Annotated in this window: 8 protein-coding genes; 3 read left to right on the top strand and 5 right to left on the bottom strand. The window is 46.0% G+C overall.

Annotation, left to right across the window (positions count from 1 at the left end; translation table 11 throughout):
- The first annotated feature begins 58 nt into the window (after positions 1–58).
- From PV403_RS18140 to PV403_RS18130, 3 genes are all read left to right on the top strand, one after another.
- Positions 59–3,223 (top strand): DEAD/DEAH box helicase, encoded by a 3,165-nt coding sequence (locus PV403_RS18140; RefSeq protein ID WP_332085522.1) that lies wholly within the window; start codon positions 59–61, stop codon positions 3,221–3,223.
- Positions 3,224–3,253: 30 nt separating this feature from the next.
- Positions 3,254–3,991, top strand: coding sequence for a hypothetical protein (locus tag PV403_RS18135; protein ID WP_332085521.1), 738 nt, complete (start codon positions 3,254–3,256; stop codon positions 3,989–3,991).
- Positions 3,992–4,144: 153 nt separating this feature from the next.
- Positions 4,145–5,014 carry a M15 family metallopeptidase gene (locus PV403_RS18130; RefSeq protein ID WP_442951775.1) on the top strand — a complete coding sequence of 290 codons (870 nt, stop codon included), beginning with the start codon at positions 4,145–4,147 and terminating at the stop codon, positions 5,012–5,014.
- A 121-nt stretch (positions 5,015–5,135) separates the two neighbouring features.
- Here PV403_RS18130 and PV403_RS18125 read toward each other — a convergent pair whose 3' ends face one another.
- The 5 genes from PV403_RS18125 to PV403_RS18105 form a co-directional block, all read right to left on the bottom strand.
- Entirely contained in the window at positions 5,136–6,167 is a 1,032-nt protein-coding gene (locus PV403_RS18125; RefSeq protein WP_332085519.1) for a copper amine oxidase N-terminal domain-containing protein, read from the bottom strand.
- 482 nt (positions 6,168–6,649) lie between these two features.
- Positions 6,650–7,033 (bottom strand): hypothetical protein, encoded by a 384-nt coding sequence (locus tag PV403_RS18120; protein ID WP_332085518.1) that lies wholly within the window; start codon positions 7,031–7,033, stop codon positions 6,650–6,652.
- Between the two features lie 202 nt (positions 7,034–7,235).
- Positions 7,236–9,536 (bottom strand): fibronectin type III domain-containing protein, encoded by a 2,301-nt coding sequence (locus PV403_RS18115; RefSeq protein ID WP_332085517.1) that lies wholly within the window; start codon positions 9,534–9,536, stop codon positions 7,236–7,238.
- A gap of 240 nt (positions 9,537–9,776) precedes the next feature.
- Positions 9,777–10,133, bottom strand: a complete 357-nt coding sequence (locus PV403_RS18110) for a hypothetical protein (protein ID WP_332085516.1) — start codon at positions 10,131–10,133, stop codon at positions 9,777–9,779.
- Between the two features lie 98 nt (positions 10,134–10,231).
- Positions 10,232–12,586, bottom strand: a complete 2,355-nt coding sequence (locus PV403_RS18105; RefSeq protein WP_332085515.1) for a UvrD-helicase domain-containing protein — start codon at positions 12,584–12,586, stop codon at positions 10,232–10,234.
- Positions 12,587–12,731 lie beyond the last annotated feature (145 nt).

Below are 12,731 nucleotides of genomic sequence, written 5' to 3'. Positions count from 1 at the left end.
AACGATTTTCGTATATGATGAAGAGTAACAATCTAAAAGGGCTAACGGGTGACTTGCGATGAATCAACCACTATATGGAATTTGGCTCGGAGACGTATTTTTTTGTTTTTCTGGAGAAACGTCGGAACCCAGGGTCGATGCCTGGAGCCATGGAATACGTAAATTGAAATTAAAAGGCGGTACTTACCGTCCGTTTCAACATGCAGCCTTGCGTCTTGCAGAACTAAGATGGCAGACGAGCAAGGTACAGACCTCAAGTGCAGATACAAACAAGAAAAAACGAATGGGAATGGGACGGACGCTCGAGGGACTTGCGCTCAGCCCGAAAGACGCATTCGAATTATTAATACACTGGAACAAAGAAGAGGCAGCCGGAGCAGGGTTTGAAGCCGGAGAAGAAATGGAATATTGGTCTAAAGCAGCTTTATTTGCTTTGGAATTACTGCTCCGAGGTCAGATTGCTCCGGGGGTCGCTCCGGTGACAGCAACAGGCGGAAGAAGACGAGGGAATCAATCTGCCGTAAAGGGTGCTTGGCACCCGAGACTTAGAGAGAAAGAAGACATAGAACGCTTTGCGATCCTTGCGGAATCCATCCCTCCGATTGCACTGACAGCTACTATTGTTTATGCGGATACAGAGGCGGGGTCTGTTAAGGAAGCTGGCGGTGCGGTGCTTTACTCTTTCCTTAGTCAAATGATTCATGCAGCAGTTTCTTCCGAAATTGCAGCTGTGGAAAGCAGCTTGTCTAAATATCGCGTGAATTATCGCAGAGGATATTCTCCATTATCAGAACTATGGTGGAATAGTCTCCTTACCGGTTCGCGAGAACTAAGCGTACAAGGAACAATTCAAGAAATTGAAGAGTTGTCAGATGCGGTTAGTGAGGCAGGAGAAAGTTCTCCTCCGCCTATAGAGAGTGAATCTTCGGGACCTGCTGCCGGGAAACTGCGACTAGGGCTTCGGTTAGAACCCTCAGAGGCGGGTTCCGAATGGAACGTTAGTTTTTGGGCTGAAAGTGAAACCGAGTCCGATTTTCGGGTTCCGATTGAAGCGATATGGTCTCACCCTTCTCAGGAGGTAGACCGCGGTACAACCGTGTATGAATCCATACAGGAACAGATGTTAATGGCGTTTGGCAAAGCATGTGAACTGGCTCCTGCGCTAAGATCAGGATGGAGCGGATCTCCCACATCTGTCAAAATGAACACAGAAGTGTTCTATGATTTTATGGCGCATGCTGTTCCTAAACTGCAGAAGAGCGGCGTGACGGTAATGATGCCTTCTAGATGGAGTAAGGAAGGGAAACGAAAAACAGGTCTTAAATTAAAGATGCTCCCACACCCAGGCCGCGTCGGATCAGTAAAACGAACCTCGACACTTGGGATGGAGCAGCTGGTTGCTTTTGAAGCAGAGGCCATGCTGGATGGGATTCCGGTCTCACAAGAAGAACTTGCTAGACTTGCGGCCTCTACGTTTCCTTTAGTGGAATTCCGCGGAGAGTGGATTGAGATTGATCCTAAAGAAATCCGTCAGGTCCTTCGCTTCATGAAGAAGAATGAAGAAGGTACGATGGCATTATCGGAATGGATGCATCTAGTCGCAGAAGATGAGGAAGATGCGAACTGGAAAGGCCTTTCTATCTTTGGTGCAGAGTCCTACGGGATGTTGTCCTTCTTGCTTGAAGGGCAAGTATTAAAAGGAATAGAGCCTAAATCAGTACCTCCATCTCTGCATGGTAATCTAAGACCTTATCAAGAGCGGGGTTTCCAGTGGCTGTCTGCTATGCGGGATCTTGGTTTTGGGGTGTGTCTTGCCGATGATATGGGACTTGGAAAAACGATTCAGGTTATTACCTGCCTGCTTGACTCCAAGCTCGCAGCGAAGGAGATTAGAGAAGCAGAGCGTAAGCTTGAAGGAATGGCAGAAGATGAATTTGATACAGAAGGTCCTGCACTCATCGTGTGTCCTACTTCACTGCTGGGCAACTGGCAGCGGGAACTCGCACGATTTGCTCCGGACTTCAAATTATATATCCATCACGGTACCCAGCGTTTGCATGGCGACCGCTTCCGTGAACAGGCAGAAGAACATGATATTGTCCTGACAACGTATCATCTGGCTGGCAGGGATGGGGCAGATCTTGCTTCAATCCACTGGTCTTCTGTAGTGCTTGATGAAGCGCAGTATATTAAAAACTATCGTACGAAACAGGCGCAAAGCGTAATGAAACTGTCTGCTCCGCACCGCATTGCGATGACGGGAACACCGGTGGAGAATCGGCTTAGTGAGCTGTGGTCTATTTTTCAGTTTCTTAATCCGGGATATCTCGGTACGGCAGCTTCATTCCGGCAGCGTTATGTAGCTGGCAGCGAGGAAGGGGCACAGTCCCTTCGTGAACTGCATAAGCTCGTGTCTCCGTTTATGCTTAGAAGGCTCAAGAGCGATCCAGATATCCGTAAGGATCTTCCGGAGAAGCTGGAACTGAAATCTTATTGCTCTTTAACTGTGGAGCAGACGGCCCTTTACAAAGGGGTAGTTGATCAATTGCTTACAGGGATTGAAGGTCAAACCGGTTTTACGCGAAAAGGTGTGGTTCTGTCCTCTCTAACTAAGCTTAAGCAGATCTGTGATCATCCTGTACTGCTGGAGCCAAATCGTAAAGAACAGAGCGGGCGGGTGGAACTGTCAGGCAAGCTGGAACGTTTGATGGAGCTTACCGATGCGATTCGAGATAATGGAGAATCGGCACTTATCTTTACGCAGTATGTCTCCATGGGAGATATTCTGGTGAATCAATTGACTCAGCGCTACAACGAGAAACCTTTCTTCCTTCATGGAGGAATCTCCAAAGCAGACCGTGATGCGATGGTGGACAGTTTCCAAAAAGGCGAAGGCCCGTCTATCTTTGTCCTTTCCTTACGTGCGGGCGGTGTCGGTCTTAACCTTACCCATGCGAGTCATGTCATTCACTATGATCGTTGGTGGAATCCAGCCGTAGAGAATCAGGCAACAGACCGTGTATTCCGGATTGGACAGAAGAGAAACGTTCAGGTTCATAAACTGATCTGCCAAGGTACGCTGGAAGAGCGAATTGATGAATTGATTGAGAGTAAGAAACAGCTGTCAGAGCAGGTTGTAGGTTCCGGTGAGAACTGGCTTACGGAAATGTCTGACGATGAACTGAAAGGGCTTGTTACCTTACAGGGAGAAATGTGGATGTAAGTCGTGGATTTTGATTTAGGAAAGGGTGAGGTGAAGGTGAACATCGAAGTGAAGGAATTTCAGCTGGAGCCTCACGGATGGAAGGCAATCGTATCTAGTGCAGTGAGGGATTCGGAAGATAACAATGTGGAATGCAAAGGGCATGTGAACCCCCTTGATGACATTGAGAAAAAAACTTTGCTTGAGCAGTTAGCAGAGTCTGCATATCTTGTGTACACACTGATGGAAAATAAGCCGTTGCCGCCTGAAGAAGCGGCAATTCTAATCCCCTTCGCTACCGAGATGCAGGTGACCTGCACCTGTGAGAGCGAAGTATGCGAACATGCAGAAGCGGCTAGAATAGCAGCCGCTTCCTGGGCAGCCCGTGAGCCGCTGGCCCTCTTAAGCCTGCTAGGCATTACACGCACGGCGCTCCTTGACAGTGTATTCGGCTCTTGGGCAGCCGAATCAGAAGGGAAAGCACTGCCTGGGGCAGCACTGTTGCAGCGACCGGCTGCCCGAGCAGGTGGCAACGTCTCCGCGATCATGGATTACATCGCGGAGAGTGTCCAAGACAGCGCGCTCCACAAGCCTGGCCATCGGCTGACGGAGGTGGAGCTGCGCCTGAAGGCGCCTTCCAAAATGACGCCTCCTCCAAAACTTGCATCTTTGCTGCCTCAGGCACCTACGGATGCTGCGCTGACCCATTTACGAGAACAGATGTCCAAGCGGGCGACAGAATGGGCACCCCATTCAGCACAGACAAAGTCTGGGAGCAAGACGAAGTAAATAGGATCATGACAGAGCATAAGAGATCTGTGTCTCATGACAATCATTGTCAGGAGGCGTCAGCGTTCTTTTGCTCTGTTTATTTTTAGTCTACAATAGAGCATGGACAAGCTATATGTGGATGGGGGAGAGTAATAGATGATAACGACGAAGATGAAAAGACACCGCTGGACAATTGCTCTGCTGTCTACACTGTTGGTCAGCACCGTTCTACTCACGGGCTGTGAAGTAGGTGGACAAGGCCAGCAGGAAGGACAAAACCTGAATGCTCCGGCGACAGGTAATACTTCTGTGGAAGTAACCCCAGATGGAACAGATGACAATACGGACGGTATAGAAACCGGTGAAGGAGATACAGAAACAGACAGCGTCATGGCTTTGCGTGCACAAAGTTCACTGCAGAGCAGTATTCAGCAGGAAGGTGACCGAAGTGTTGTAACCAATGCGGAAGCAGTGACGGTCATCGTGAATAAAGAGCGGAGTCTGCCGGAAGGGTATGAACCGGATGATTTGGTTGAACCGAATGTTCCTTTCTCCTTTGACGGGCCTCATGAGAAACGTCATTTACGGAAGGAAGCGGCAGCTGCCCTTGAAGAATTATTTGCTGCAGCAGAGGAAGATGGTATAGAACTTCGAGCGGTGTCTGGCTATCGCTCATACGAACGGCAAGTTTCTGTGTATAACAGCAGTGTAGAGCGTAACGGTGAAGAATATGCGGCAAGAGTAAGTGCGAAACCAGGCTACAGTGAACATCAGACAGGACTTGCCATTGATGTATCCAGTCCAAGTGTCGGCAATGTAATCGAAGAAGTGTTTGGCGACTCAGAAGAAGGCAAGTGGCTGGAAGAACATGCGCCGGAATACGGCTTTGTGATTCGTTATCTCAAAGACCGGGAAGATATCACTGGTTATGTATACGAGCCATGGCATATCCGCTATGTAGGTAAAGAGTTAGCACCGGATATCGCAGAGAGCGGTCTTACACTGGAAGAGTACTTTGATGAAGCGAATATTAAATTGTAAGTTGAATAAAAAATAGAAGAAGGCAGCCCTGAGAGGCTGCCTTTTTGAATATACGCATAGAAGGATAAGTATAAATCCTGTCTATTATGTCTGGTTCGAATACAATGTTTCTATGAATTTCCTATTCGGCTGCTTGTTCTACAACCAGTTTCATCGCGTTCGCAATAGGAGGAAGGCTGCGAGTCGTAATGCCATTATAAACGCCAATTACATAGTCTTTTTCCTTAAGTGTAGAAGGATCAATTGCTTCTCCTTTGGTATCTACTACTTTTGTTTCTGAACTGATGTTAAATACGATACCGCTAGCTGGCGTTTCGTCTACACCCTGACCTTTCAGGAGGATGCTGCGTTCACCAGTATCCGAAGTTGTTACTTCACTAATCGCACCTTCCGCGATAACAAGATCCGCTTTTGCTTGTTCGGTTACAGTGATCTTGTATACCGGTGATTGCGGAGGAAGACTAAGGGTTGCAAACATCGCATGCTCCGCTTCAACCTGATCGCCGACTTTGAGATCTTTAAATTCAAGTGCATCTCCGTTTGCAAGTGCAAACTTCGTATCTTCACTCACATGAAGAACGATTCCTTTTGCACCATTTCCATTGATATGAACGGATTGTCTGCCTTCTTCGGATGATAAGGATGTGATAATTCCGCTTGCTTCTGTTACTTCTTGCTCTGAAGCATTAGCTTGATCTGTAGTAATTATAATTTGACTCCCTTCTACCGCTACGTTACCGTACAGAACCTCGCTGACAAAGTTCAAAGGTACATACTGCGTGTTATTTACTATTTCAGGAGCTTGGCCTAAACGAACAAGCATCTTATTTACATTATAAGCATCTTCCCCTGTCATAATGGAGGTCCACTTAATTCCTTTGGTAAGCTCACTTGCTTTAGTGTCTGGTACCCACTTTACTTCCATTCCAAGTGCTTCTGCCAGAGAACGGACAGGAATCATCGGTTGATCGGCTGTTGATAATTGGTAACCATCTTCGATTGCTTGTCCATTTACCGTGATAGTGTATGCCTGTTTAAGGTTGCTTGAGATCGGCACTGGAGCGCTGGCGTCGGCGTATGCGTAGAGGGAACTACCTCCTAGAGCAATAGTTAAAGCTGCAGCAGCTACACCGGTTTTCATTCGTTTGTTCATGTGTCTTCTCTCCTTCACTGATGTTTTTGTCATAAGATGATGACATCTTCTAGACGGAAAATATGGAGCAAGGTTGCATGGAGTAAGTGATCCTATACATGAAGTTGGTCCTTTGGATACTTAGTATATAATTAACCTGTTCAGAAATAATGAACAGTAATTCAGATAACAATCTAAATGAAAAACTCGGCCTGTATGAGGGGAAGCGGGAAAGAGGGACTTTATTGGAATAACATTACCATTTTTAGACAAAAAAATAAAAAATTCATATGTTTCTTTCGGTACGAAGAATATGACCGTTAATATTGTGACAGAAGAGTAGTGTTAGTATGGTATTCTTTAACCTTATTCACCAGTGTATCTGATGAGTGAGGTTGTTTATTTCTCCAAAAACGACTTTAACCCTGTGTATTCCAAAGGACCAATCGAAGAGAAACTGGCTCCTATAGAGGTAGTTTCTTCCCAAGAAAAAACCTTGAACTTTAGGGTTCAATTTTCACATTCGTAGCATACCAATGCCCATTCGTAAGCTTCAAATCCATGGTCAGCGGTTCCTTAAATCCGAAGTCAGGCTGATCGTATTCGTGAGTTACAAATACTTTAGAAACAAAAAAGAAATGGAGCGGAAACACGATACCTACTTTGTGTTTGGAAGAGTCATAGGAAAAGTCAGCAGTAGTCGCACCACTTGTAATCGGATTTATTCTATTTAAGACAGACGGATCCATATATTCTTGATCATTACGATCTGCTGCCATGGCTTTATCCAGAATAATGTTAGTATCTTTCGCAATCCAAAAACCAAATATGATGTACAGTAGTGCAAATGAAGCGATAAAAGCTGTGATCCACACTTTTTTATTCATATTTTTTCCTCCTTAACAATTGGTAGATATTATAAACTACACCAACTTTTCGATCGAATTATATACTGTTATATAAAAATATGGGTATAAGGATTTATAAACCAACTTGCGAGAAATAGATGAATGCCACAAAGAAAGGAACATAAAGGAGCCCGGGCTTTACAGCTCCAGGCTCCCTTATTTATTTTACCATCATAGAACGCTATGGCTCCCAAACTACCGTGGTATAAGGAAGTGTGTCATAACTGCTGGCCCAATAATACCCAGGTGCCATAATCCGGCGAGGCTGGAATCCAATCTCTCCGGAAGGAGCACTTACCGTTTCGGAAGAGGATTGGAATACCCCGTTTGATGTAGTCTTGGCAGTAACGTATTTTCCAGCCATCTGAGTGAATCGGCCGCTAACCTCTGCACTAAGCGGTGTCCCGGTTTCAAGATCCACGACTCGTAAGGTTACGATAGCCTTGCCTCCTGTGTATTCAAATGTCATTTCATCAATAATCATCGGTTTCAGCGTAGAAGACGCCGTTGTCGCAGAGATAGCTTCGCTAGGGGAACCTTCATTTCCCTGCAAATCGACCGCTGTGATTTTGTAATAATAAGTGGTATCTGCAAGCAGTCCTTTATCTTTGTAAGATAATCCTTTGGCTGTTCCTGCATAAGTAAGAGGTCCCGTTGTAAAATCAGGTTCTGTGCTCCGGTAGATCCGGTAGTCATTCACTGCGGAGTTGTCGAATGCCATACCATAACGCACATCAATCCGTTCGTGATCAAAAGTTATCGCGGAGAGGTTACCGCTGACTGTGCTTGGGGGTTCCGAATCCGATGGAGGAGACCACTTGATTCCTCCCGGTCCCCACTTACTTGGGAAGTCGATGAACGAGGTGTAGTGGTGAATGGCGATTCCGCCAAACGCCGGGCTCTCTTGCATAGCCGCATACACTTTATTCAGCTCATCCTCCATAAAGGTTCTGCCTTCCTCATGGAAGCTGATCGTTTCGGGATCTCCGCCATCGGCAATATCTTTGGTTTCTACACCGATGATGACGGAGTTTGGCTTGCCTATGGATTCCGCGTATGCAATTTCCCCAAGTGCTTGTTGGATAATACCTGCACTTCCGTCTGCCTGATCACGGTAATTCATAATAGAAATATAATCAGCTGTATCCTGAATGTGTTCGGACAGCCATTTTGTTGATCCCTTCCACGGAATCGCACTGGCATCAGCTGAACTGTCATACCATCTTGGAATGGCTGCGCCCACTGGGAAAGTGATACCCGCAGCATGTTTCCGTTCCATCAGTGCAGCGAGCATATCAAGATACTGGATCTGGACAGAAGGTTTTTCCGTCTTAAAATCAGGCAGGATATACGGCTCGGTATCGAGATTAATGCCATCAAACTTAGCGGAAGCTTCAGAAGCCATATTATAGTTCAGTACTTTTTCAAATTCCCGAACCGCTTGGGTGCGATATCTCTCGTAAGCTCCATAGTAGGGTGGTGTTGTGCCGCCAGCAATCAGCGCCTGTACTTTATACCCGTTATCATGTGCCCAAGTGACAAACTGCTGTACTTCTTCACGGTAATCTTCTAGCATCGAAGCTCCATTATAACGGTCAACGCCTAGATAGAGTGTGGTGATGGGACGGTCACTAAAAGTAGTAGTATCGGAAGTGAATTCAGCAAAAGTATCCCAGGAATTTGGATTCAGTATCAGATGATAGGATGCCGTTTCCCAGATCCAGATCGCTCGATCTTGAATGGGAAGAGGCTCGGTTTCTCCAGAATTAGAGGAGGAGTTACCTTGACCGATGGCTTGTGGATTGGGCGCTAGATAGGTAGTGAGACTGTATCCTGTGTTCCCGTTCTGATCTGTTGCCCTTGCCTCCAGGCTATACTTTTGTTTTTTGTTTAGATGTGCAACTTCCCAAGCATATTTATAAAATCCTTCTCCTTCCTTGTAAGCAGCAGGTTCCCAAGGACCTCCATTAACCCGAAGTTCAACCTGAGTGATCGTATTTTTGCCTTCTGCAGAAATATGAATGGGAATGGCACCTTTGTCACGAGGTAGGGGAGCATCTGTTTCGCCCGGACTTACAATACGTACTTCGGGTACACTCGCGGCTGGATTATCTACGTTGAGATGAATAAAAGGGGACCAAATCCCGTATCTCGTTCCGATATCTTTGGATTTGAGCGCAATCTCAATAGAGCCGTCTAATGAGGACGTATCTAATGAATAAGACCATGTTCCCCTGTTATCAGCATCAGGATCATCCATGTGAACGTCATTTACCAATTGACCATTGACCACAATTTCGACGTCGAATACATCTGTGTACGTACCATGAAGTTCCAGGGCTCCTGGGGAAACGTTCTGTTCATCCTGATGAGAATCAAAGGTCAAACGGGCGGCAGCTTTTACGGGAAGAGAGGGGAGGAGCATCGTAACGAGGAAGAACACCAAACAAAGTAATCCACATTTTCGCGAAAATGAAGTCATGTTCATCTCACATCCTTGTCAGTATGATGTAAATCTTATTGACGACATCTACTGGATAAATCACGAATACGACGAAGATGCGAATCCAAGTGTCAGCTTAAAGCGGTTACTTTTAATTATTACAAGAAAATAGGGATTAGAACCGACTGGGAGATTCATGGCAGGTTATTTTTGCGGAAACATGAAAAAGCCCGATTCATAATCATGAACCGGACCTCATTATTCTTCTAATTTATTTCCCTACTTATTAAGGGGGGAATCTTCATAACCCGTATCCTTGTAATCTGTGTGATCTAGCTTATTCAGCACCTTTTGCTGACGAATCATTGCCTTCGTTTGCTCCGTTCCCGTGTCATAAATAAGTTGATACAGTTCTTGAATGCGGTCCGTAAATTGCTCATTTGCATCATCATGATCTGCAGATTTGTATGGAACCGGTGTGCGCTGAAACGTATATTCGTCCTCTTTGCTAATCGATAACATCAGATCCTGCATTTGGGCAAGTTCATCTTGAGTCAGCTTTACCTCATAGTCACCCGATTCAATCGGTTCTTGATGAATGAGCTGCTGTGTGATGGAAACGTAATAAGTGTCCATTGGCTCTTTCCCCTTTCTATCTCATATATCCAGATAAAAGACAATTTACCTGTTTTATACACTAATAGGACAGGGGATGAATCATCCGCATAGATAGATTACTTCAGATGTCTCGGTAAAGCAGGTACTTCCCGCATCGTTTTTTTCATTTTTGATTTACAGAGCGGGCAAGGGGGCGCTTCCTCCTTCGGTTTACCGGAGTGCTGACGAATCCAGGCAGGACAGGTATCTGATGTGCATGACCATACCGGAACGGTTTCCATCCGCTGCGAGCTTCCTTTCATAAGGGAGGAAGAAGAGCTGTGTACCTTGCTTTTCGAGTGGAAGCGGTCTTTATCCGTATTTAAACGTTCTTTGGCACTCTGTTTCTTGTGGCCTGTATCTTTAACACCGAAGGCTTCCAGTAGAAATCTGGAGACAGGAGCCGGCTTACCATGCTGACTAGCAGGAGAGGTAATGAACAAGCGCTGCTTCGCGCGCGTGACAGCAACATAAGCAAGTCTGCGTTCCTCTTCAAGCAGAGCTTCGTCCACTTCTTTGGCAGCTGCGCCCGTCAGTGCCGCTTTTCGGTCTTCGGGCACTTCTTTGGTCAGAGCGGAACTATGCGGCAGAATCCCTTCACTAGCACCAATCCAGTATACACAAGGGAATTCAAGTCCTTTGGCCCGGTGAATCGTCATCAGCTGTACTGCATCCTCATTGGCTGCTTGAAGAGCTTCCATCTCTTTATGTCTTCTCGATAGTTCGTCTGCAAAAGTGATAAAACTCTCCACGGTCTCAAACCGTTTTACAGATGCCTCGAGCTCATCCAGTGTTTCCATAATCGTTTCTTTATAGTGCGTGTAGATACTTGGATCGCCGCTCTCAAGATACGAATCGTAGAACTGTCTGCGCATTTCCTGAATCGCCGCAAGCGGAGTCATCGTCTGCAGCTGCTTAATCAGTTTAATTCGTTCTTTAACCTGTTCTTGCTGAAAAGGTTTCAGACGATCCCATCTCGAAAAATGAATGAGCGGATATTTTTTAGGCTGCAGCTTCTCTTGTCCTGCCAAGTATTCGAGACCTGCTTCGCGCGAGATATATAAAGGCCCGAGTGTACTTGGAATCGCATCAAAATTACGCGGGTGAAGAGATAACCTTAGGTGATCCATCAGCGGCTTCACTAAAGTCTGATCATAGAAGACAGGGGTAGCCCCATATTGTACAAATGGAATCTCTTTTAGGACAAGCTGTTCAAAAATAGCACGGCTGCTGCTTGCTGTCCGGTGCAGAATCGCAATATCTTGGTACGAAAGCTGTGCTTCTTCTATAATCTCCTGAATATGATTGACGACCATCGCCGCCTCTTCTTCCACTCCAGAAGGAGTGGCAAACAATGGCTGATACCCAGGCTTACCAGCGGACACTAATTTCTTATACCGGCGTTTTTTGTTATAACGTACAATCTCTGTGCCAAGACCAAGAATGCGAGCATCGGAACGGTAATTAATATCCAGCGTAACGATGGATGCCCGAGGATAGACTTTATCAAAATCAAGGATCGCTTCTTGTCTTGCTCCATTAAAGGTGTATATCGTCTGGTCGTCATCTCCGACTACCATCAGGTTCCGGTGGGAAGCTGCAAGTTTACGTACAATCTCGTACTGAAGACTGTTGGTATCTTGAAATTCATCCACCATAATATATTGGAATCGTTTCTGAAGCGGACGCAGAATGGCAGGATCGTTTAACAGTTCCGCAGCCCGCAGCAAAATATCATCAAAGTCCATCTTGTGACGTTCTTTTTTCCATGCTTCATACCCGGTAAGAATCTGTTTAACGTCTCTTTCTTCTTGGGACGTCTCCGGAAGATCTTCGGTCCGTTTTCCTTCCATCTTCCAGGAAGAGAGGGAGGAGAGCAGGCTTTCCGGCTGAAATGCATCGCTTAATCCATGTTTACGCTGAATCATTTTAATGACGGTATGCTGTGCTCTCATGTCACCAAAAATATCTTCCGTTACCCCGTAGTGACGCAGCAGCATCAAGGCAAAAGAGTGGAAGGTTCTCGCTTGTACCGCTCGCGCAGCAGCAGAGCGAATGCCAGGGAGCGTCGAAATACGAGATTTCATCTCGGAGGCTGCCTTGCTGGTAAAAGTAACGAGCAGAATACTGCCTGCAGGTACGTTTCGAACTTTAATAAGATAGCCGGCTCTTGCAGCAAGCACGGTCGTTTTACCGCAACCAGCTCCTGCTAAAGTTAAAATAGGACCGTCGCCATGCCTTACGGCTTTAATCTGTGGACCATTCAGTAGAATACCGGCCTCTTCCAAAGATCGGAAGTATTCGGCATCCGGGTCCGTATCACGAACGAGTTCCAGGCTTGTTTGTTCGGGCGCTTCTTTCGCCTTAGGCATTCGGGCACTCGATGGGACCCCTAAAGGGCGAGGATAAAATATAGGATTTGTGCTATACATAAATGGTGTACACCTCATCTAAAATCAAAGTAAAACATTGCCCTTTTCACAAGAGGGTTGTAAATTTGGTATGATAGAGTCATAAAAACATCTGATGATTGATAAACTTTAGGGTGATTACATATAAGATGGTTACTTGTCTGCA

Origin of the sequence: Paenibacillus sp. GYB006 (assembly GCF_036577645.1) — a bacterium.
Classification (GTDB): domain Bacteria; phylum Bacillota; class Bacilli; order Paenibacillales; family Paenibacillaceae; genus Paenibacillus.
This window is presented reverse-complemented; position numbering and strand designations above follow the sequence as displayed.